The sequence below is a fragment of the Halomonas sp. THAF5a genome, assembly GCF_009363755.1.
In the GTDB taxonomy this organism is placed as follows: domain Bacteria; phylum Pseudomonadota; class Gammaproteobacteria; order Pseudomonadales; family Halomonadaceae; genus Halomonas.
The window spans coordinates 995,923-1,018,062 of the sequence record NZ_CP045417.1; the positions used below are offsets into that span (position 1 = coordinate 995,923).

The window sequence follows — 22,140 nt, forward strand, 5'->3', positions numbered from 1 at the left end:
CGCCGGGCCGCTGCGCTCCCATATCGAGCGCCCCCATGCGACGACGGCGCCGATCGCTCGGCGCCGTCGTCGTGTCCCGCGAAGCCCGCCGTCGGGGCTAGGCCACCTCGGCCGGCTCGCGCTCGGCGACCAGGCCCAGGGCATCGTCGAAGACCTGCAGGCCCGCGCCCTCGCGATGGGCATGCTCGGAGAGGTGACGGCGGAACTTGCGCCCGCCCGGCTGGCCCTGGAAGAGGCCCAGCAGGTGGCGGGTCACATGATTGAGCTTGGCGCCCTCCTCCAGGCGGCGGGCGATGTAGGGGCGCAGCGCGCGGGCCGCGGCGTGGCGGCTCTCGGCCGGGCCGGTCTCGCCGTAGAGGGCGGCGTCTACGCCGGCCAGCAGCCAGGGGTTCTGGTAGGCCTCGCGGCCGACCATCACGCTGTCGACGTGGTCGAGCTGCGCGCGGCACTCGTCCAGGGTCTTGATGCCGCCGTTGATGCCGATGTGAAGCTCCGGGCGACTCGCCTTGAGGCGGTGCACCCGCGGGTAGTTGAGCGGCGGCACGTCGCGGTTCTCCTTGGGGGAGAGCCCCTCGAGCCAGGCCTTGCGGGCGTGCACGATGAAGGTGTCGCAGCCGCCGTCGGCCACCGTGGCGATGAAGCGCGAGAGGTCGGCGTCCTCGTCCTGGTCGTCGATGCCGATCCGGCACTTCACGGTGACCGGGATCGACACCGCGTCCTGCATGGCGCGCACGGCGGCGGCGACCCTCTCCGGGTGGCCCATCAGGCAGGCGCCGATCAGGTTGTTCTGCACCCGGTCGCTCGGGCAGCCGACGTTGAGGTTGACCTCGTCATAGCCCCATTCCTCGGCGATGGCCGCGCACTCGGCGAGCTCACGGGCGTCGCTGCCGCCGAGCTGAAGGGCGAGGGGATGCTCGACCTCGTCATAACCGAGGAAGCGCTCCCGCGGGCTGCCATGCAGGATGGCGCCGGTGGTCACCATCTCGGTGTAGAGCAGGGCGCGGCGCGTCAGGGTTCGGGCGAACGCGCGGTAGTCGTGGGTCGTCCAGTCCATCATCGGGGCCACGGAGAAGGTGCGGTCGAGCGCTTGCATCGGCATCACGGGGTGTCGGTCGGAAGGGCGCCTAGTCTACCAGCCCTGGTCACTTTCTGCCCAATCCTGCCCCACTCAGGCACCCAGATACAGCAAGGCCCGCATCAGCGGGCCTTGGTGCTCGATGCCTTGCGGCTCGAGAGGGCTGTCCGATCGGTGATCAGACGGCTTCGACGTTGGACGCCTGCAGGCCTTTCTTGCCCTGGACGACGTCGAAGGAGACCTGCTGGCCGTCCTGCAGGGATTTGAAGCCCTCGGCCTTGATCTCGGAGAAGTGCACGAAGAGGTCATCGCCGCCGTCGGCCGGGGTGATGAAGCCGAAGCCTTTTGCGTCGTTGAACCACTTGACGGTGCCAGTAGCCATGTCATGACTCCTTTCTTTGGCGCGCTGCGCCGGATACGAAATTACCGGGTGTAGCCCCGAATGCTAGTGGGTAAAACAAGGGGATATAACCAGACAACCGAAAGGATTCGACTACTACTGACAATATGCATCTTGCTAACCAACTGGCGCACACGGTGGCATGACGAGCGCCCGGCGTCAACACCCTGGCGGTGCGCGACGCCATCGCTGGGTCGCGGGCTCGGCCCGGCGACTCGTCGAGGCGTGATCCGGATCAGCGCACCGGACGGGAAAGCCCTGCTATAAAGAAGGACGATGAAGGAAGGGCTATTCAGCCAGGCCTGTTGGGCAGGGGCCTGGAGGATGAACGCCGGGCGAGGCCGGCCGCCGAGGTCGGTGTGCCCACGATGCGACGAAAGGAGAGCCGTCATGGCGGATCGCAAGCAGGAACTCGAGGCGCTGCGCGAGGAGCTGGTCGCGCGGCTCGATCGCTACCAGGCCCACAGGGAGCAGAAGGGCGCTCCGCTGGACAAGGACACCGAGGACGCGTCGACCGAGACCGTCAACGACGAGGTCATCCAGGCCCTGCAGCAGGAGGCCGAGGACGAGCTTCGCCAGGTGCTCCATGCGCTGAAGCGCCTCGCGGCGGGGGAGGGCGACGCCTGTGAGCAGTGCGGCGAGCCCATCGGCGACGCGCGCCTGCGGGCGCTGCCCTACACGACGCACTGCCGCCGCTGTGCGGAGCGCTTGTGAGCCTTCCGGCCCTGGCCAGGAGTGGTAGTCTGGTCGCTCATCGACGAGGCGGGAGGCGTGCATGACAGCGTGGTGTCGAGGGATCGGGGCAGGCGTGGTGCTGATCTGGCTGGCGGGCTGCGGTGGCAGCGAGGAAGAGGTGAGTGGCGCGCCGGACGACCCGGCGCCGGTAGCCGAGACGACGCAGGCGCCCTCGGCGCCCGCCCCGACCGAGAAGGTCGCCCCCTTCGAGGAGCCGGTGACGATCGATGTCTCGTCGCGTCTGGGCAGCGACCGGCGCCTGACGGTCGATGGCGAGACCAACCTGCCCCCCGAGACTCGCCTGCAGGTGCTGGTGGAGCGCGAACTCAGCGGCGTGCGCTGGCGGGCGCGGGTGTCGGTGGCCGAGGGCGGCTTCGTGGCCGGGCCCTTCGGCCCCGGCAGCGGCCTGCCCGACGGTGACTACCTGGTAGTGGTGGAGGTGCAAGAGGGCAGTGTGCAGCCGGCCGCCGTGCGCGCCCGGCTGGGCGAGGAGAACGAGCACCTTCGGGGACCGCTGGTCGAGCAGTCGCGTCACGGCCTGGGCCAGGTGGCTCGCTACGCCAAGCGCTTCCTGGTGGGCGACGAGACGCGCCGCACTCGGGATCGTGTCGAGGTCATGGAGATCGAGTAGCGCCTCAGAGCGGCTGGGCGCGCCAGTGGGCCACCAGCTTGCCGATCAGCCGGCAGCTGGGCGCGTACGGGATGAGTTCGTCGCTGTCCTGGCGCTGGAAGATCAGCTCTCCGGTGGGCCCCTGGGTGACTCGCCGGATCGCCAGCTCGCCGTCGTTCTCGATGAGGTAGAGGCCGGGCTGGCGGAAGATGTCGCTGGTCGCGATGGCCACCAGGTCGCCCTCCACCAGGAAGTCGAAGTGCTCGCCCGGTGCCGGGGTCACCAGGTGGCAGTCGCCGTCCCAGCGCTGCCCGGGCACCATCTCGATCGGCAGCTCGATGACGCGCTGCTTGCCGTCCTGCCAGGGCAGCGGGAGCTGGCGGCGCAGGTAGAGGGGCGAGGCGCTGGGCCCCTCGTCCTCGAGCAGCCGCGACAGCGGGCAGTTGAGCGCCTGGGCCAGGGCCACCAGGCGCTCATGGCCGATCTGCTTGATGGCACCCGATTCCCAGTAGGAGATCGTGACGTCTGACACCCCGACCCTGCGTGCCAGGGCCGCCTTGTTGAGCTTGGCCTCCAGCCGTAGTGTCTTGATGCGCGGGCCGAGTGTTTCCATTACGTCATCCTGTGGTCAAAAAGCGTCATGTGGATCTTCCGGGCTCGGGTTTTGCCGAGCAACGAGGGTAATCAACGGTAATTCTGCCCTAATCCCCGCGGCGTCACCATGCCACCCGCTCGCCGGCCCAGTCGAGGAAGATGCCGCTCTCCTCGGGCGTGCAGGCATCGAGTACCTCCAGCAGCCGCTCGGCCACGAAGGCCGGGGTGAACAGCTTGCCGTCGGGCACCCGGGCCTGAAAGGGCGCCGAGAGCGGGGTATCCGTGGTGCCGGGGTGCAGGCAGGCGATCGCGGCCTGGGGATTGAGGCGGCGCATCTCCACGGCGGCAGTCTTCATCAGCATGTTATGGGCGGCCTTGCTGGCCCGGTAGGCGTACCAGCCGCCGAGCCGGTTGTCGCCGATGGAGCCGACGCGCGCCGAGAGGCTGGCGAACAGCGCCGGGTGGCGCCCCTTGAGGCTTGGCTGCAGGGCCTTGAGCAGCAGCGCCGGGGTGATGGCGTTGACGTGGTAGAGCCGGGCCATGGCCCCGGCGTCCAGGTCGTCGAGCTTCTTCTCCGGGCCGATGCCGAGCTGCTCGTCGTGCAGCATGCCGATGGCATTGAACACCAGGTGCACGGGGGTGGCGCCCAGGGCGTCGGCGAGGGCCTCGCCACCCTCCTCGGTGGTGAGGTCCAGGGCCAGGGCATCGACCCGTGGATCCGGGTGCGGGTGACCGCCGCGGCTGACGGCGATCACCCGACCGGGGCGGTCGCTGTCGAGCAGGGCCTCCACCACGGCGCTGCCGATGCCGCCGGAGGCGCCGGTGACCAGGGCGGTGAAGTCGTCGGGGAGTCGCGTGAGCATGGCATTCCTTGTTCACCGGGGAGCGGGTTCTGCGTGGACCGCATCGCCGGGGAATGATTCCCGGCCACGGCTGCCCGGCGCTGGTCAGGTGCGTATAATGCGGCCATTCGCCCGCCAAGCCAGGGCGGCCTCCCTCCATCGACAGGACCTAGGACGACATGACCGTACGCACTCGCATCGCGCCGTCACCCACCGGCGATCCCCACGTGGGCACCGCCTATATCGCCCTGTTCAACCTCTGTTTCGCTCGCCAGCACGGCGGCCAGTTCATCCTGCGCATCGAGGACACCGACCGCGCGCGCTCCACGCCCGAGTCCGAGCAGATGATCCTCGACTCCCTGAGCTGGCTGGGGCTCGAGTGGGACGAGGGGCCCGACGTCGGTGGTCCCCACGGGCCCTATCGCCAGAGCGAGCGCGGCGATATCTATGGCGAGTACGCCCGCCAGCTGATCGCCTCCGGCCACGCCTTCAAGTGCTACCGGACCACCGAGGAGCTCGACGAGCTGCGCGAGGCGCGCAAGGCGGCCGGCATGCACCTGGCCCTGAAGCCCGCCGACCTGGCGCTGCCCGCCGAGGAGCAGGCCCGTCGCGAGCGGGAGGGCTGGCCCTACGTGGTACGCATGACCGTGCCGGCCAGCGGTACCTGCGTGGTCGAGGACATGCTGCGCGGGGTGATCGAGGTGGACTGGGCCCAGGTGGATGCCCAGGTGCTGCTCAAGTCCGACGGCATGCCGACCTATCACCTGGCCAATGTGGTCGACGATCACCTGATGGGCATCACCCACGTGCTGCGCGGCGAGGAATGGATCAACTCGGCGCCCAAGCATCAGCTGCTCTACGAGTACTTCGGCTGGCAGATGCCCGTGCTCTGCCACATGCCGCTGCTGCGCAACCCCGACAAGTCGAAGCTCTCCAAGCGCAAGAACCCGACCTCCATCAACTACTACCGGCGCATGGGCTTCCTGCCCCAGGCCGTGACCAACTATCTCGGCCGCATGGGCTGGTCGATGCCCGACGAGCGCGAGAAGTTCAGCCTCGACGAGATGATGGCCCACTTCGATATCCAGCGGGTCTCGCTGGGCGGGCCGGTGTTCGACCTCGACAAGCTGACCTGGCTCAACGGCGTCTACATCCGCGAGGACCTCGACGATGCGGCGCTGCTCAAGGCGCTGATGGAGTGGGCCTTCAACGAGGAGTACGTCGGTCAGATCCTGCCCCAGGTGCGCCCCCGGGTGGAGACGCTTTCCCAGGTGATGCCGCTGGCCGGCCACTTCTTCTCCGGCCTGCCGGCCATCACGGAGGAGGACTTCGATGCGGTGAAGCTGTCCCGCGAGGAGCTGCTGAAGCTGCTGCAGTTCCTGGTCTGGCGCTTCGAGCTCGTGCCGGCCTGGCACAAGGAGGCCCTGCTCGGCGAGGTCAAGGCGCTGGCCGCCCACTTCGAGCTGAAGATGAAGGCCTTCCTGGCACCGGTGTTCATCGCCGTGACGGGCTCCTCTTCGAGCACCTCGGTGATGGACGCCATGGCGATCCTGGGCTCCGATGTCACCCGGGCACGGCTGCGCCACGCCATCGAGGTGCTGGGCGGCGTCTCCAAGAAGCAGGCCAAGCGCTTCGAGAAGGAATTTCGCGAGCTCGCGTGATTTCCTGTTGACGAAGGCGGGGCTTATCAGTAACATACGCCCCGTCTTCGAGAGAACGGGGCCTTAGCTCAGCTGGGAGAGCGCGACACTGGCAGTGTCGAGGTCAGCGGTTCGATCCCGCTAGGCTCCACCATCGCTCCGATGGTAGTCGTCTCTTCGCAAGACGTTGCGTCCCATTCGTCTAGTGGTCCAGGACACCGCCCTTTCACGGCGGTAACAGGGGTTCGAACCCCCTATGGGACGCCACTTCCAATTCTTTCCCCTCATACTTTCTTCTGACCAGCCGGCCCTCAAGCCAGCCTGGCCGTTTTCGCCTCGTTGTTCCCTCCGGTGGCCTGCCGGCGGCGAATCGTGCCAACTTTGACGTGAATTTTCCTTGACTTGTCCACGTGTGCTGCTTAGTGCGGCGGGGCTGTGCATAGTCGCGGCGCCCAGCCCCCTGGTTGCCGACTTTCTTATATAACCCTTTTATTTCAATGACTTACGATAGGTTAAAAAATAACCAATCTAAGGCGGTGCCGCTATTCATGGCGGTTCAGAGGCCTTTTCGAGAGGTTGTGAACAGGGTTATCCACAGAATGTGTGGAAAACGGGCGACGCCCCCGGCGTGGGCGTGTCGCGGGGTAAGTCAACCTGAAATGATGAGAATTCTAGTTCTCTGGTATCGGGGCGACGGATGGTCCGCCGGACCGTCCGGCGAGCCACGCATACCGAGGGGTGTCGCTGCCGGTGTCGAGGGCGAGGGGCGTGCGCCCCTCTCGCGGGACGACTCGCGAGGCGCTGGCTCTCGAGGCGCTTGCTCCAGGGGTGCCGGCTATCGTGGCGCTGGGCCGTGCCGTGGGTGTCCGTTTCCGCCTCGAGCGCTGAGCGCCCGTCACGGGCGTTTCGGCGGGCATGAAAAAGGCCGCCCCTCGGGGCGGCCCTTGCGGTACCGGCGGTCGCGCTCTCGGCTCAGCTGGCCGGATAGTCGCGCTGGTCGTGGCCGGTGTAGAGCTGGCGCGGGCGACCGATCTTGTAGCTGTCGCTGAGCATCTCGTGCCAGTGGGAGATCCAGCCGATGGTGCGGGAGACGGCGAAGATCACGGTGAACATGTTCTTCGGAATGCCCATGGCCTTGAGGATGATGCCGGAGTAGAAGTCGACGTTCGGGTAGAGCTTGCGCTCGATGAAGTACTCGTCTTCCAGGGCGATCTGCTCCAGGCGCTTGGCGATCTTCAGCTGCGGGTCGTCGGCGAGGCCCAGCTCGGCCAGCACCTCGTCGCAGGTCTCCTTCATCACCTTGGCGCGCGGGTCGAAGTTGCGGTAGACGCGGTGACCGAAGCCCATCAGCTTGAAGGGGTCATCCTTGTCCTTCGCCTTGTCGATGAAGCGCTGGATGTTTTCCTCGGAGTCGTCACCGATCTCGTCGAGCATGTTCAGCACCGCCTCGTTGGCGCCGCCGTGCGCCGGGCCCCAGAGCGCGGCGATGCCGGCGCTGATGCAGGCGAAGGGGTTCGCGCCGGTGGAGCCGGCCAGGCGCACCGTGGAGGTGGAGGCGTTCTGCTCGTGGTCGGCATGGAGCATGAAGATGCGGTCCATGGCCTTGGCGTAGACCGGATTGATCTGGTAGTCCTCGCACGGGTTGCTGAACATCATGTAGAGGAAGTTCTCTGCATAGTTCAGGTCGTTGCGGGGATAGTTGAACGGCTGGCCGACGTTGTACTTGTGAGACATCGCCGCCAGGGTCGGCATCTTGGCGATCAGTCGCACGGCGCTGATCTCGCGGTCTTCCTGCTTGGTGATGTCCAGGTGGTCGTGATAGAAGGCGGCCAGGCCACCGACCACACCACACAGGATCGACATCGGGTGGGCGTCGCGGCGGAAGCCCTTGAAGAAGTTGTTGATCTGGTCGTGGACCATGGTGTGGTTGGTCACGCGCGACTTGAAGTCTTCGTACTGCGCGTCGTTCGGCAGCTCGCCGAACAGCAGCAGATAGCAGGTCTCGACGAAGTTGGAGTGCTTGGCCAGCTGGTCGATCGGATAGCCGCGGTGCAGCAGTACGCCCTTGCCGCCATCGATGTAGGTGATCGCCGACTGGCAGGAAGAGGTGGCCATGAAACCGGGGTCATAGGTGAAGAGGCCTTGGGCGCCGAGGCCGCGGACGTCGATGACGTCGGGGCCCAGGGAGCCGGAGTAGATCGGCAGGTCAATCGGATTCTCCAGGCCGTCTACCGTCAATGTCGCTTTCCTGTCAGCCATAACTGGCCTCCTCTCGAGTTCATGGGGACGTTTTTGCTTTGTTTCGCTGCAGGTGCCGGCGAAAAGGTTCGCCCACTATAGAAGCGTCTTCGAGATTGTCAATTCCACCATTGGGCGCCGATGGCTGTACAATGCGCAGTGTTTTGGTATGGTCTTGTATAATAAATGGTGCCTTGCACCATCGCCGAGCGCGAGGGGGTCAGGCGATGCCTCGGGCCCGGGGTCACCCCGCGCCAAGGCCGATAACTCGGCCTTCCACCATGGTCGACCCGGTCCTGGGTTCATTTGTCATGAAGGGGTGATGACCCTATAATCTCAGCGCGCGACTGGCAGGAGTCGGTGGTCGTGTCCAACTCGGCCACGATCGTGTCCCTTCCCGTAACCACCGCCCGCTCGGGCCTTGTCGGACGAAGAAGAGCGGGCCAAGAGAGTGTGTAGAGCCGTGAATAGCAAACGACCCGTAAATCTGGATCTGTCCACGATACAGTTCCCCCTTCCCGCCCTGACGTCGATCGCCCACCGCATCACCGGCGTCATCCTCTTCATCGGCCTGATCTTCGCCTTCTGGGCGCTGGATGCATCACTGTCCTCACCGGCTGGCTTCGCGGCCGTGAGCGATGCCCTGGCCCACAACTTCCTGGCCAAGCTGGTCGCCTGGGGCCTGCTTTCCGCCCTGGCCTTCCACTTCGTGGCCGGCATCAAGCACCTGCTGATGGACATGGATATCGGCGTGACCCTGGAGGGTGGCGTCAAGAAGGCACAGATCACCGTGGTGGTGAGTGCGGTCCTGATCATTCTGGCTGGAGTCTGGGTATGGTAACCAACATTACGAACTTCGGGCGCAGCGGCCTCTCCGACTGGCTGTTGCAGCGCGTCTCTGCCGTCATCCTGGCGCTCTACTCTCTCTTTATCGTCGGTTTCCTGCTGTTCAGCCCGGGCCTCGACTATGCGGCCTGGAGCGGGCTCTTCGCCCAGACCTGGATGCGCATCTTCTCGCTGCTGGCCTTCATCTCGCTGGCCGCCCACGCCTGGGTCGGGCTGTGGACCGTGACCACCGACTATCTCAAGCCGACCGGTATTCGCATCGGTGCGCAGCTCATCATCATCCTGGCCATCTTCGTGTTCCTGGTCTGGGGCATCACCGTTCTGTGGGGAGCCTGATTCATGTCCAACATGCGTAGCCTGTCTTTCGACGCCATCATCATCGGCGGCGGCGGCGCCGGCCTGAGGGCCGCCCTGGAGCTGGCCAAGTCCGGCAAGAAGACCGCCGTGCTGTCCAAGGTCTTCCCGACCCGCTCGCACACCGTCTCCGCCCAGGGCGGCATCACCTGCGCCATCGCCTCCGCCGACCCGAACGACGACTGGCGCTGGCACATGTACGACACCGTCAAGGGCGGCGACTACATCGCCGACCAGGACGCCTCCGAGTACATGTGCTCCGAGGGCCCGAAGGCGGTCTTCGAGCTCGAGCACATGGGCCTGCCGTTCTCCCGCTTCGACAATGGCCGCATCTACCAGCGCCCGTTCGGCGGCCAGTCCAAGGACTTCGGCAAGGGTGGTCAGGCGGCCCGTACCTGCGCCGCGGCCGACCGTACCGGCCACGCCCTGCTGCACACGCTCTACCAGAACAACCTGAAGAACAACACCACCTTCCTCAACGAGTGGTACGCCGTCGATCTGGTCAAGAACGCCAACGGCGACGTGGTGGGCTGCATCGCCATGGACATCGAGACCGGCGAAGTGGTGCACGTGAAGTCCAAGGCCACCGTGCTCGCCACCGGCGGTTCCGGCCGTATCTTCGCCTCCACCACCAATGCCCTGATCAACACCGGTGACGGCATCGGCATGGCGCTGCGCGCCGGCTTCCCGATGCAGGACATGGAGATGTGGCAGTTCCACCCGACCGGCATCTACGGTGCGGGCACCCTGGTGACCGAGGGCTGCCGCGGCGAGGGCGGCTACCTGGTCAACAAGGACGGCGAGCGCTTCATGGAGCGCTACGCGCCCAACGCCAAGGACCTGGCCGGCCGCGACGTGGTCGCGCGCTCCATGGTCATGGAGATCCTCGAGGGCCGCGGCTGCGGCGAGAAGGGCGACCACGTCTACCTCAAGCTGGATCACCTCGGCGAGGAGGTCCTCGGCAAGCGCCTGCCCGGCATCGTCGAGCTCTCCAAGACCTTCGCCCACGTCGATCCGGCCAAGGAGCCGATCCCGGTGGTGCCGACCTGCCACTACATGATGGGCGGGATCCCGACCAACGTGCACGGCCAGGCGATCATGCAGGACGCCGACGGCAACGACCAGATCGTCAACGGCCTCTATGCCTGCGGCGAGGCGGCCTGCGTGTCGGTCCACGGCGCCAACCGCCTGGGCGGCAACTCGCTGCTCGACCTGGTGGTCTTCGGTCGCGCGGCCGGCATGTACATTGAGGGCGCGCTCAACGAGGGCATCGAGTACCTCGAGGCCTCCGAGTCCGACGTCGAGTCGGCGATGAAGCGCATCACCCGCTGGAACGAGTCCGAGGACGGCGAGACCGTGCCCGACCTCAAGCGCGAGCTGCAGGACATTATGCAGACCTCCTTCGGCGTGTTCCGCGAGGAGAAGAACATGGTCGAGGGCGTCAAGCGCCTGGAAGAGCTGCGGACGCGCATCGAGAACGCCTACCTGCCGGACAAGTCCAGCACCTTCAACACCGCGCGCGTCGAGGCGCTGGAGCTGGACAACCTGATGGAAGTGGCCGAGGCCACCGCCATCGCGGCCCTGGAGCGCAAGGAGAGTCGTGGCGCCCACTCCCGCTACGACTACCCGGATCGCGACGACGTCAACTGGCTGAAGCACTCGCTCTACTTCCCGGCCGATAAGCGCCTGGGCAAGCGCGACGTCAACTTCGCGCCCAAGACCGTCGAGATGTTCGAGCCGAAAGTCCGCACCTACTAAGGGGGAGTCACGATGTCCAAGCTTCAGGTATCCCTGTACCGCTACAACCCGGAAACCGACTCCGCGCCCTATATGCAGGAGTTCCAGGTCGACACCCAGGGTCGCGACCTGATGGTGCTCGACGTCCTGCACCTGGCCAAGGAGCAGGACAACGGCCTGGCCTACCGTCGCAGCTGCCGCGAGGGCGTGTGCGGCTCCGACGGCATGAACATGAACGGCAAGAACGGCCTGGCCTGCATCACCCCGCTCTCCGAGGTGGTCAAGGGCAACAAGCTGACCCTGCGCCCGCTGCCGGGCCTGCCGGTCATCCGCGACCTGGTGGTCGACATGGGGCTGTTCTACAAGCAGTACGAGCGCATCCAGCCGTACCTGCAGAACGACGAGCCGGCGCCGGCCATCGAGCGCCTGCAGTCGCCGGAAGAGCGCGACAAGCTCGACGGCCTCTACGAGTGCATCCTGTGCGCCTGCTGCTCGACCTCCTGCCCGTCCTTCTGGTGGAACCCGGACAAGTTCGTCGGCCCGGCCGGCCTGCTGCAGGCCTATCGCTTCCTCGCCGACTCGCGTGACGACGCGACCCGCGAGCGCCTGGCCGAGCTGGAGGATCCGTTCTCCGTGTTCCGCTGCCGCGGGATCATGAACTGCGTCGCGGTCTGCCCGAAGGGGCTGAACCCGACCCGCGCGATCGGCAAGATTCGCGAGATGCTGCTGGCCGATGCCACTTAAATCGTGGCTTCCAGCTTGTTATCATGTGCATCGCTCTCGGGCTGCGGCAAGCTGCCGCAGCCGAGTCCGGTGCGGAGCGTGATGTAAAGAGCCGGTGCCCTGGGCACCGGCTCTTGACCATGGAATTCATGATGCTCTTCCTCCGGCAGGGCATCAGCGATGTCGATGCGCTCGAGTCGTGTCGACGCCGATACCACCCCATCAGTGCAGGGTGACCAAGAGATGCAACAAGGCATAATGGAGTTGATGTGGCGCTCCTCCCACGTGAGTGGCGGCAATGCCCACTATGTGGAAGCGCTCTACGAGCAGTACCTCGATGACCCTTCCGCCGTTCCCGACGAATGGCGCCAGTACTTCGACCAGCTGCCGCGGCCCGAGGGCGGGGCCAGCCAGGATGTTCCTCTCACCCCGGTTCGCGACCAGTTCTACCAGCTGGGCCAGCAGCGTCGTACGGCACACGTCGCCGCCGAGAGCGGGGAGAACAAGAAGCAGGTCAAGGTACTCCAGCTGATCAACGCCTACCGCTTCCGCGGGCACCAGAAGGCCGACATCGACCCCCTCGGCCTGCGCAGTCCCACCCCGGTTCCCGACCTCGATCTCTCCTTCCACCAGCTCTCCAAGGCGGACCTGGACACCGAGTTCCAGACCGGCTCCTTCTTCATGGGGCTGGACAAGGCGCCGCTGAAGGAGATCGTCGGTGCGCTGGAGCAGACCTACTGCCGCTCCATCGGCTGCGAGGTCATGCACATCGTCGATACCGAGGAGAAGCGCTGGCTGCAGCAGCGCTTCGAGTCGGTGCGCAGCGCCCCGAACTTCAGCCCCGACGTGCGCAAGCACGTGCTCGAGCGGCTGACCGCCGCCGAGGGCCTGGAGAGTTACCTGGCCTCCAAGTACCCGGGCACCAAGCGCTTCGGCCTCGAGGGCGGCGAGTCCTTCATTCCGATGATGGACGAGCTGATCCAGCGCGCCGGCAGCTACGGCACCAAGGAAGTGGTCATCGGCATGGCCCACCGCGGGCGTCTCAACATGCTGGTCAACATCCTGGGCAAGAACCCCTCCGAGCTGATCGACGAGTTCGACGGCAAGAAGGTGGTCGAGCGCGGCTCCGGTGACGTCAAGTACCACCAGGGCTTCAGCTCGAATGTCATGACCCCGGGCGGCGAGGTCCACCTGGCGCTGTCGTTCAACCCCTCCCACCTGGAGATCGTCGCGCCGGTGGTCGAGGGCTCGGTGCGGGCCCGCCAGGATCGCCGCAACGACCCGGTCGGCGACAAGGTGCTGCCGATCAACGTCCACGGCGACGCGGCCTTCGCCGGCCAGGGCGTGGTCATGGAGACCTTCCAGATGTCGCAGACCCGTGCCTACCGGACCGGCGGCACGGTGCACATCGTGATCAACAACCAGGTGGGCTTCACCACCTCGCACCCGCAGGACTCGCGTTCCACCGAGTACTGCACCGACATCGCCAAGATGGTTCAGGCGCCGATCTTCCACGTCAACGGCGACGACCCGGATGCCGTGCTGCATGCCACCCAGGTGGCGCTGGATTACCGCCAGCAGTTCAAGAAGGACGTGGTCATCGACCTGGTCTGCTATCGCCGCCGCGGCCACAACGAGGCCGACGAGCCGTCCGGCACCCAGCCGATGATGTACAGCAAGATCAAGGACCATCCGTCCTCGCGGACCCGCTATGTCGAGCGCCTGGTCAAGGAGGGGCTGCTCTCCGACGACGACGCCAAGGCGATGATGGAGAAGTACCGCGACGATCTGCTGGCCGGCAACCACGTGGCCAACGCCCTGGTGCAGAAGCCCAACAAGTCGCTGTTCGTCGACTGGACGCCCTACCTGGGCCACGAGTGGAGCGGCTACGCCGACACTCGGGTCGAGATGAAGCGCCTGCAGCGCCTCGCCGGCAAGATGTGCGAGATCCCCGACGGCGTGACCGTGCAGCGCCAGGTGGCCAAGATCTACGAGGACCGCCGCAAGATGCAGGCCGGCGGCATGGCCATCAACTGGGGCTTCGCCGAGACGCTGGCCTACGCCACCCTGCTCGACGAGGGCCACCCGGTGCGCCTCACCGGCCAGGACGTGGGTCGCGGCACCTTCTCCCACCGCCACGCGGTGGTGCACAACCAGAAGGACGGCAGCGTTCACGTGCCGCTGCAGCACATGGCCGACGGCCAGCCGAGCTTCACCATCCACGACTCTTTCCTGTCGGAAGAGGCCGTGCTGGCCTTCGAGTACGGCTACGCGACCACCGCGCCCAACGATCTGGTGATCTGGGAAGCCCAGTTCGGCGACTTCTTCAACGGTGCCCAGGTGGTGGTGGACCAGTTCATCTCCTCCGGCGAGACCAAGTGGGAGCGTCTGTGCGGGCTGACCATGCTGCTGCCCCACGGCTACGAGGGCCAGGGCCCCGAGCACTCCTCGGCCCGCCTGGAGCGCTTCCTGCAGCTGTGCGCCGAGCACAACATGCAGGTCTGCGTGCCGACCACCCCGGCGCAGATCTTCCACCTGCTGCGCCGCCAGGTGATCCGTCCGCTGCGCAAGCCGCTGGTGGTGATGTCGCCCAAGAGCCTGCTGCGCCACAAGTCGGCGACCTCGAGCCTCGACGAGCTGGCCCAGGGCAGCTTCCAGATGGTGCTGCCCGACCAGGGCAACCTCGAGGCCCAGAAGGTCGAGCGCATCATCCTGTGTGCCGGCAAGGTCTACTACGACCTGGCCAACTGGCGCGACGAGAATGCCCGTGACGACGTGGCCATCCTGCGCGTCGAGCAGCTCTACCCCTTCCCCAAGGAGGAGCTCCTCGCCGCGATCCAGGACTACACCAACGTCACCGACGTGGTCTGGTGCCAGGAAGAGCCGCTCAACCAGGGCGCCTGGTACTCGAGCCAGCACCACATGCGGGCCGTGGCCGACCTGCTGCGCGATGGCCTGGGCGGCAAGCTCAAGTTCGCCGGTCGCCCGGCATCGGCGGCTCCCGCGGCGGGCTACATGTCCGTGCATACCGAACAGCAGCGCCAGCTGGTGGAAGACGCCTTCAACCTGTAAGGCGTCCCACCGGGACGAGAGAGAACACACAAGGGATACGACATGGCTACCGATATCAAGGCACCCACCTTTCCGGAATCCGTTGCCGAAGGCAGCGTGGCCGCCTGGCACAAGAAGCCCGGCGACAGCGTCGAGCGTGACGAGCTGATCGTCGAGATCGAGACCGACAAGGTGGTGCTCGAGGTCGTGGCACCCGAGGCCGGCACCCTCGCCGAGGTGCTGGCGGAAGAGGGCGATACCGTGGCGTCCGAGCAGCTGCTGGGTCGCCTCGGTGCGGGCGAGGCCAAGGGCGAGGCGCCGGCCGACCAGCAGGAGGCGCCGAAGGGCGAGGCCAAGGCCGAGGCACCGGCCGCCGGTGGCAAGACCCACGAGGTCAAGGCCCCGACCTTCCCCGAGTCCATCCAGGAAGGCACCGTCGCCAGCTGGGCCAAGCAGGTCGGCGAATCGGTCAAGCGCGACGAGGTGCTGGCCGAGATCGAGACCGACAAGGTGGTCCTCGAGGTCGTCGCCCCGGCCGACGGCGCGCTGACCGAGATCCAGGCCGAGGAGGGCAGCCAGGTGACCTCCGAGCAGGTGCTGGCCACCTTCACCGAGGGCGCCGGCGGCGGCGCCGCACCGGCCACCAAGGGTGAGGAGAAGCCGGCGGCCTCCGCCGATGATGGCGCCAGCGACGAGAAGGTCGGCGGCAAGATCCTCGCGCCGGCCGCCCGCAAGCTGGTCGCCGAGCACGACCTCGACGTGGCGAAGATCGAGGGCACCGGCAAGGGTGGCCGGATCCTCAAGGAGGACGTGCAGAAGGCCGTGAAGGATGGCAGCGCCAAGAAGGCGGCCAAGTCGGCCGGTGGCGCCCAGGCCGCCGCCGCGGCGGCCCCGGTCGTCGAGGGCGAGCGTCCCGAGAAGCGCGTGCCGATGAGCCGCCTGCGCCAGACCATCGCCAAGCGCCTGGTCGAGGCCCAGCAGACCGCCGCCATGCTCACCACCTACAACGAGGTGGACATGAGCGCGGTGATGGAGCTGCGTGCCCAGTACAAGGAGACCTTCCAGAAGGCGCACGACGTCAAGCTCGGCTTCATGGGCTTCTTCGTCAAGGCCGCCTCCGAGGCCCTCAAGCGCTTCCCGGACGTCAACGCCTCCATCGACGGCACCGACATCGTCTACCACGGCTACCAGGACATCGGCGTGGCGGTCTCCACCGATCGCGGCCTGGTCGTGCCGGTGCTGCGCGACACCGACAGCATGAAGCTCGCCGACGTCGAGAAGGGCATCGTCGACTTCGGCAAGCGGGCCCGTGACGGCAAGCTCGGCATCGACGAGATGCAGGGCGGCACCTTCACCATCACCAACGGCGGCACCTTCGGCTCGCTGATGTCGACGCCGATCCTCAACCCGCCGCAGACCGCGATCCTGGGCATGCACAAGATCCAGGAGCGTCCGATGGCCGTGAACGGCAAGGTCGAGATCCGCCCGATGATGTACCTGGCCGTCTCCTACGACCACCGCATGATCGACGGCAAGGACGCGGTCCGCTTCCTGGTGACCATCAAGGAACTGCTCGAAGACCCGGCACGCCTGCTGCTCGACATCTGATTCGCGAAGCCGGCAACGTCTTCCAGCAACAAGCCACAAAGGAGCCAACATGGCTGACAAGTTTGATGTGATCGTGATCGGCGCGGGCCCCGGCGGCTACGTGGCCGCCATCCGTGCCGCCCAGATGGGCCTGAAGACCGCCTGCGTCGAGAAGTGGATCGGCAAGGAAGGCAAGGTCGTGCACGGCGGCACCTGCCTCAACGTGGGCTGCATCCCGTCCAAGGCGCTGCTCGAGGCCTCCCACAAGTTCGTCGAGGCCAAGCACGACTTCGACGACATGGGCATCGAGGCCGGTGACGTCACCATGGACGTCAAGAAGATGATGGCCCGCAAGGACAAGATCGTGAAGAACCTGACCGGCGGCATCTCCGGTCTGTTCAAGGCCAACGGCGTGACCGCCATCGAGGGCACCGGCAAGGTCACCTCCGCCAAGCAGGTCGAGGTCACCGATCACGACGGCAACGCCACCACCTATGACGCCGACAGCATCGTCGTGGCGGCCGGCTCCGTGCCGGTGGAGATCCCGCCGACTCCGCTGAAGGACGGCCTGGTGGTCGATTCCACCGGCGCCTTGGAATTCCAGGAGACCCCGAAGCGTCTGGGCGTGATCGGCGCCGGCGTGATCGGCCTGGAGCTCGGCAGCGTCTGGAACCGCCTGGGCTCCGAGGTCACCGTGCTCGAGGCCATGGACAGCTTCCTGCCGATGGTCGACGGCGCCGTGGCCAAGGAGACCCAGAAGCTGCTCAAGAAGCAGGGCCTGGACATCAAGCTGGGCGCGCGAGTGACCGGCTCCGAGGTCAAGGGTGAGGAAGTCGTCGTCAAGTACACCGACGCCGATGGCGACCAGGAGATCACCTTCGACAAGCTGATCGTCTGCGTCGGCCGCAAGCCCTACACCCAGGGCGTGATCGCCGACGGCGTGGGCGTGGACACCGACGAGCGCGGCTTCATCCACGTCGACGACCAGTGCCGCACCAGCGTGCCGGGCGTCTACGCCATCGGCGACTGCGTGCGTGGCCCGATGCTCGCGCACAAGGCCTCCGAAGAGGGCATCATGGTCGCCGACATCATCGCCGGCCATAAGGCCGAGATGAACTACGACGCCATCCCCAACGTCATCTACACCTTCCCCGAGGTGGCCTGGGTCGGCATGACCGAGCAGGACGCCAAGGCGGCCGGCATCGAGGTCAAGGTCGGCGCCTTCCCGTTCGCGGCCAGCGGCCGGGCCATGGCCAACAACGCCACCGAAGGCATGGCGCGCATCATCGCCGACGCCGAGACGGATCGCGTGCTGGGCGTGCACATCGTCGGCCAGCATGCCGGCGAGATGATCGCCCAGGGCGTCATCGCGCTCGAGTTCGGCTCCAGCGCCGAGGACCTGGCGCTGACCTGCTACGCGCACCCGACCATGTCGGAAGCGGTGCACGAGGCGGCACTCGCCGTCGAGGGCCACGCCATCCACATGGCCAACCGCAGGAAGAAGAAGTAAAGACAACAAGCGCCACCGCCAGGTGGCGCATCGCTTCCGACCATGTATCGGAGGCGAACGGTGGTGACACCTGCCCGCCCCCTCGAGGAGGCGGGCCATGTCACCGTTCGAGTCACATGCAACCAATGGCATGAATCGATGAACCTTCACGAGTATCAGAGCAAGCAGCTGTTTGCCGATTACGGCCTGCCGGTGTCCAAGGGCTTCGCCGTCGACACCCCCGAGGAGGCCGCCGAGGCCTGCAAGAAGATCGGTGGCGACATGTGGGTGGTCAAGGCCCAGGTCCACGCCGGCGGCCGCGGCAAGGCCGGTGGCGTCAAGCTGATCAAGGATCCGGAGGAGGCCAAGACCTTCGCCGAGTCCTGGCTGGGCAAGAACCTGGTGACCTTCCAGACCGACGAGAAGGGCCAGCCGGTCACCAAGATCCTGGTCGAGACCTGCACCGACATTGCCAACGAGCTCTATCTCGGCGCCGTGGTCGATCGCGGCACCCAGCGCGTGGTCTTCATGGCCTCCACCGAAGGCGGCGTGGAGATCGAGAAGGTCGCAGAAGAGACCCCCGAGAAGATCCTCAAGGCCGAGATCGACCCGCTGGTCGGCGCGCAGCCCTACCAGGCGCGTGAGCTGGCCTTCGCCCTGGGCCTCGAAGGCGCCCAGGTGAAGCAGTTCACCAAGATCTTCCTGGGCCTGTCCAAGCTGTTCCACGACAAGGACCTGGCGCTGCTCGAGATCAACCCGCTGGTGGTGACAGACGAGGGCAACCTGCACTGCCTGGACGCCAAGATCGGCCTGGACGGCAACGCCCTGTACCGTCACCCGGACCTGCAGGCCATGCGCGACCCGTCCCAGGAAGACGCGCGCGAGGCCGAGGCCGCGGCCTGGGACCTCAACTACGTGGCCCTGGACGGCAACATCGGCTGCATGGTCAACGGCGCCGGCCTGGCGATGGGCACCATGGACATCGTCAACCTGAACGGCGGCAGCCCGGCCAACTTCCTCGACGTGGGCGGCGGCGCCACCAAGGAGCGCGTGGCGGAAGCGTTCAAGATCATCCTGTCCGACGACAACGTCAAGGCCGTGCTGGTCAACATCTTCGGCGGCATCGTGCGTTGCGACATGATCGCCGAGGGCATCATCGGTGCCGTCGAGCAGGTCGGTGTCAACGTGCCGGTCGTGGTGCGTCTGGAAGGTAACAACGCCGAGCTGGGTGCCGAGAAACTGGCCTCCAGCGGTCTGAACATCATCGCTGCTACCAGCCTGACCGATGCGGCTCAGCAGGTCGTCAAGGCAGCGGAGGGCAAGTAATGAGCATCCTGATCGACAAGAACACCAAGGTCATCTGCCAGGGCTTCACCGGCGGCCAGGGGACCTTCCATTCCGAGCAGGCGATCGCCTACGGCACCCAGATGGTCGGCGGCGTGACCCCGGGCAAGGGCGGCCAGGAGCACCTGGGCCTGCCGGTGTTCAACACCGTCAAGGAAGCCGTCGAGCAGACCGGCGCCGAGGCCAGCGTGATCTACGTGCCGGCCCCGTTCTGCAAGGATTCCATCCTGGAAGCCGCCAATGCCGGCATCAAGCTGATCGTCTGCATCACCGAGGGCATCCCGACCCTGGACATGCTCGACGTCAAGGTGAAGTGCGACGAGCTGGGCGTGCGCCTGATCGGCCCGAACTGCCCCGGCGTGATCACCCCGGGCGAGTGCAAGATCGGCATCATGCCGGGTCACATCCACAAGCCGGGCAAGGTCGGCATCGTGTCGCGCTCCGGCACCCTGACCTATGAAGCCGTCAAGCAGACCACCGACCACGGCTTCGGCCAGTCCACCTGCGTGGGCATCGGCGGCGACCCGATCCCGGGCTCCAACTTCATCGACATCCTCGAGATGTTCGAGAAGGACCCGGCGACCGAGGCAATCGTGATGATCGGCGAGATCGGCGGCACCGCCGAGGAAGAGGCCGCGGCCTACATCAAGGAGAACGTCTCCAAGCCGGTCGTCTCCTACATCGCCGGCGTGACCGCCCCTCCGGGCAAGCGCATGGGCCATGCCGGGGCGATCATCGCCGGCGGCAAGGGCACCGCGGACGAGAAGTTCGGCGCCCTCGAGGCGGCGGGCGTCAAGACCGTGCGCTCCCTGGCCGAGATCGGCGATGCCCTGAAGGAAGCCACCGGCTGGTAAGCCGCTGCCTTCGGGACGCGACGCGAAAAGGGCACCCCTCGGGGTGCCCTTTTTCGTGTCCGTCTGCCGGGTTCGTCAGCGACGGTCGTCACTGGGCCAGGACGGCGAGGGCGGCGCCTAGCCGGCCACCTCTTCCACGCTGGTGTTGCCCAGGCCGAGCACCTGAAACTCGAGGGCCTGGCCCGATCCGGTCTCGGCGCTCATCTCGGCCGGCAGCTCGTCGTCGCCGTAGGCCTTGAAGCTGAAGCGCCAGCCCTCGCCTGGGGCCAGGGTGTTGGCGTTGTTGTCCTGCACCCGCGTGCCGCCGTCGCCTTCGCTGGGGATGCCGTTCCACAGGGTGTCGAGATCGGCAGGCAGATCGAAGCCAAGCTCAGGGTCGACGATGTCGTCATCGGAGACGTTCTCGACGAAGACCTCCGCCACGTAGCCCGAGGACCACTGGCTGGTGACGTTGCCGGTCACCAGCAGCTCGGCGTCGTCCTCCAGGATGGCGGGCCTGACGCCGTCGCCGCCGAGGATCTCGCCGGGCTCTGGCGCGTCGATGGACTCGCCGCGGAACAGGTTCCCCGACGCCGTGTGCAGGGTGGTGCCATCGCCGAAGACCGCGAATTCCACGTCGGTGAGGGTGTCCTCGCTGCCCTTGCCGGTGATGATCACGCCGTCGTGGGACATCGCGAGCTCATGCTCGTCGAGGCTGCCGGTGTAGCGCGCGGTGTCGACGCCCTCGCCGCCGTCCAGCCGATCGTCGCCGTCGTACCAGTCGTCGCCCGGCCCGCCCTGGAGCAGGTCGTTGCCGCTGCCGCCCTGGAGGTGGTCATGGCCCAGGCCGCCGTTCAGGTAGACGCCGTCGTCCGAGCCCTGTACCTCGTCCGAGCGCCGGGTGCCGATCAGGTAGTCGAAGAGGACCTCGTTGGCGTCGGGGTCGGTGGGGGCGCCGAAGCTCTCGCCGTCCTCGTTGACGTACAGCGCCGGCGACAGCTCGTCCGCCTCCGGATCGCGGATCGACTGCAGCACGTGCACGCTGTTGTCGTGATCCCGGCCGCCGTGGAAGTTGACGTCGCGGTCGGTCGAGGCGATCTCGACCTCGTTGCCGACCGAGGAGCGCCAGGAGGCGAACACCAGGCCGTGGCGCATGCCGCTGTCCTCGAGTCCGGTGAAGGTGCCGTCGTAGCTTTCGTGAAGCTCGAAGGCGTAACCGTTGCCGTTGCCGCCCTTGTTGAGGGCGCCATGGGCCTCCAGCTCCTCGCCGCGGGTGTCCAGGGCACGGGAGAGGCGAAAGGCGGTGGAGGGGCCCTCGATGACCCGAAGGTCGTCGAGCCGGGCGTTGACTGTACCTTCGAGATGCACGGCGTGATAGTCGCTCAGGTCATCCCGGACGTTCTCGAAGCGCGACGGGTCGGCCTCGCCCAGCTCGAAGTTCAGGCTGAAGCCTTCCAGGGTGACGTCATCGACGCTCTCCAGGCGCTCGACCCGCGTCTCTCCGGCCGCGAAATCGAAGCGTACTCCCCGATCAAGCGTGATCTGGTCGCCATCGATATCGGCGACCTTGGCCATGCTGGTACGCAGTTCGGCGTGCTCGACCTTGCGCCAGGAGCTGTCACCGATGTCATCGAAAAAGGCGTCATCGTTGTCCTGCCACAGGCGGAGCGTATCGCCTACGGAAAGGTCAGGATGGTCTTTCAGCGTCAGCCGTCTATCACCGCTGTCGGCATCCGCCGACAGGGTGCCGATATCGGTATTCTCGCTGCCGTCCAGGTGAATCGCCTGGTCGTTGTCCCGCGACAGTGCCTCATCGGTGAAGGTCAGGCGCGTCTCGCCGGATCCCGCACCCACCAGGGAGATGTCGGAACGTTCGATGGTGATCGAGTCGTCGAAGCGAAAGTCACCCGCGGCAAGCCGAAGGGTCGTGCCCGAGTCGGCCTCCCGTACCAGGCTCTCGAGCGCCTCGGCGGAGGTCGAAGTGTCTACCTCTATCGTCGAACTCATTGATTGAATCCTCCTGTCATGAGATGGCGACATTT

Annotated in this window: 18 protein-coding genes and 2 tRNA genes; 14 read left to right on the plus strand and 6 right to left on the minus strand. The window is 66.4% G+C overall.

Going from position 1 to position 22,140, the window contains the following annotated elements:
* Positions 1–97: 97 nt before the first annotated feature.
* Positions 98–1,093 carry a tRNA dihydrouridine(20/20a) synthase DusA gene (gene dusA, locus FIU83_RS04475; RefSeq protein WP_152485242.1) on the minus strand — a complete coding sequence of 332 codons (996 nt, stop codon included), beginning with the start codon at positions 1,091–1,093 and terminating at the stop codon, positions 98–100.
* 160 nt (positions 1,094–1,253) lie between these two features.
* Positions 1,254–1,457: a cold-shock protein gene (locus FIU83_RS04480; RefSeq protein ID WP_152482956.1), complete on the minus strand. Its 204-nt coding sequence runs from the start codon at positions 1,455–1,457 to the stop codon at positions 1,254–1,256.
* 408 nt (positions 1,458–1,865) lie between these two features.
* Here FIU83_RS04480 and FIU83_RS04485 point away from each other — a divergent pair, with 408 nt between their 5' ends.
* The gene (locus tag FIU83_RS04485; protein ID WP_152482957.1) at positions 1,866–2,189 is read left to right on the plus strand and encodes a TraR/DksA C4-type zinc finger protein; all 324 of its coding nucleotides are present in this window, start codon (positions 1,866–1,868) and stop codon (positions 2,187–2,189) included.
* Positions 2,190–2,250: 61 nt separating this feature from the next.
* Positions 2,251–2,841 carry a hypothetical protein gene (locus tag FIU83_RS04490; protein ID WP_152482958.1) on the plus strand — a complete coding sequence of 197 codons (591 nt, stop codon included), beginning with the start codon at positions 2,251–2,253 and terminating at the stop codon, positions 2,839–2,841.
* Positions 2,842–2,845: 4 nt separating this feature from the next.
* Here FIU83_RS04490 and FIU83_RS04495 read toward each other — a convergent pair whose 3' ends face one another.
* Positions 2,846–3,433 carry a helix-turn-helix domain-containing protein gene (locus FIU83_RS04495; protein ID WP_152482959.1) on the minus strand — a complete coding sequence of 196 codons (588 nt, stop codon included), beginning with the start codon at positions 3,431–3,433 and terminating at the stop codon, positions 2,846–2,848.
* Between the two features lie 103 nt (positions 3,434–3,536).
* Positions 3,537–4,277 carry an SDR family NAD(P)-dependent oxidoreductase gene (locus FIU83_RS04500; RefSeq protein ID WP_152482960.1) on the minus strand — a complete coding sequence of 247 codons (741 nt, stop codon included), beginning with the start codon at positions 4,275–4,277 and terminating at the stop codon, positions 3,537–3,539.
* A gap of 158 nt (positions 4,278–4,435) precedes the next feature.
* On the opposite strand from FIU83_RS04500, the gene gltX reads away from it, so the two are divergent.
* From gltX to FIU83_RS04515, 3 genes are all read left to right on the plus strand, one after another.
* Positions 4,436–5,917 (plus strand): glutamate--tRNA ligase, encoded by a 1,482-nt coding sequence (gene gltX / locus FIU83_RS04505; protein ID WP_152482961.1) that lies wholly within the window; start codon positions 4,436–4,438, stop codon positions 5,915–5,917.
* Between the two features lie 57 nt (positions 5,918–5,974).
* Positions 5,975–6,050 (plus strand) — tRNA-Ala (locus FIU83_RS04510).
* Positions 6,051–6,087: 37 nt separating this feature from the next.
* A tRNA-Glu gene (locus tag FIU83_RS04515) sits at positions 6,088–6,163 on the plus strand.
* A gap of 705 nt (positions 6,164–6,868) precedes the next feature.
* Here FIU83_RS04515 and gltA read toward each other — a convergent pair.
* Positions 6,869–8,155, minus strand: coding sequence for a citrate synthase (gene gltA / locus FIU83_RS04520; RefSeq protein ID WP_152482962.1), 1,287 nt, complete (start codon positions 8,153–8,155; stop codon positions 6,869–6,871).
* A 442-nt stretch (positions 8,156–8,597) separates the two neighbouring features.
* Between gltA and sdhC the strand changes: the two genes are divergently transcribed.
* The 9 genes from sdhC (at position 8,598) to sucD (ending at position 20,119) form a co-directional block, all read left to right on the plus strand.
* Entirely contained in the window at positions 8,598–8,975 is a 378-nt protein-coding gene (gene sdhC / locus FIU83_RS04525; protein WP_211310892.1) for a succinate dehydrogenase, cytochrome b556 subunit, read from the plus strand.
* Positions 8,969–9,316: a succinate dehydrogenase, hydrophobic membrane anchor protein gene (sdhD, locus tag FIU83_RS04530; RefSeq protein ID WP_152482963.1), complete on the plus strand. Its 348-nt coding sequence runs from the start codon at positions 8,969–8,971 to the stop codon at positions 9,314–9,316. The genes sdhC and sdhD overlap by 7 nt, the downstream gene beginning before the upstream one ends.
* A 3-nt stretch (positions 9,317–9,319) precedes the next feature.
* Positions 9,320–11,092, plus strand: coding sequence for a succinate dehydrogenase flavoprotein subunit (gene sdhA / locus FIU83_RS04535; RefSeq protein WP_152482964.1), 1,773 nt, complete (start codon positions 9,320–9,322; stop codon positions 11,090–11,092).
* Between the two features lie 12 nt (positions 11,093–11,104).
* Positions 11,105–11,815: a succinate dehydrogenase iron-sulfur subunit gene (locus FIU83_RS04540; protein WP_152482965.1), complete on the plus strand. Its 711-nt coding sequence runs from the start codon at positions 11,105–11,107 to the stop codon at positions 11,813–11,815.
* A 222-nt stretch (positions 11,816–12,037) separates the two neighbouring features.
* Positions 12,038–14,866 carry a 2-oxoglutarate dehydrogenase E1 component gene (locus FIU83_RS04545; RefSeq protein ID WP_152482966.1) on the plus strand — a complete coding sequence of 943 codons (2,829 nt, stop codon included), beginning with the start codon at positions 12,038–12,040 and terminating at the stop codon, positions 14,864–14,866.
* A gap of 42 nt (positions 14,867–14,908) precedes the next feature.
* Positions 14,909–16,453 carry a 2-oxoglutarate dehydrogenase complex dihydrolipoyllysine-residue succinyltransferase gene (gene odhB / locus FIU83_RS04550; protein WP_152482967.1) on the plus strand — a complete coding sequence of 515 codons (1,545 nt, stop codon included), beginning with the start codon at positions 14,909–14,911 and terminating at the stop codon, positions 16,451–16,453.
* Positions 16,454–16,502: 49 nt separating this feature from the next.
* Complete coding sequence (lpdA, locus tag FIU83_RS04555; protein ID WP_152482968.1) at positions 16,503–17,942, plus strand: dihydrolipoyl dehydrogenase; 1,440 nt, start codon at positions 16,503–16,505, stop codon at positions 17,940–17,942.
* A gap of 138 nt (positions 17,943–18,080) precedes the next feature.
* Positions 18,081–19,247 (plus strand): ADP-forming succinate--CoA ligase subunit beta, encoded by a 1,167-nt coding sequence (sucC, locus tag FIU83_RS04560; protein ID WP_089847805.1) that lies wholly within the window; start codon positions 18,081–18,083, stop codon positions 19,245–19,247.
* Positions 19,247–20,119, plus strand: coding sequence for a succinate--CoA ligase subunit alpha (sucD, locus tag FIU83_RS04565; RefSeq protein ID WP_152482969.1), 873 nt, complete (start codon positions 19,247–19,249; stop codon positions 20,117–20,119). Before sucC ends, sucD begins: the two co-directional genes overlap by 1 nt.
* Positions 20,120–20,236: 117 nt before the next feature.
* Here the strand turns inward: sucD and FIU83_RS04570 are convergent, their stop codons facing one another.
* Positions 20,237–22,105, minus strand: coding sequence for a cellulose binding domain-containing protein (locus FIU83_RS04570; protein ID WP_152482970.1), 1,869 nt, complete (start codon positions 22,103–22,105; stop codon positions 20,237–20,239).
* Positions 22,106–22,140 lie beyond the last annotated feature (35 nt).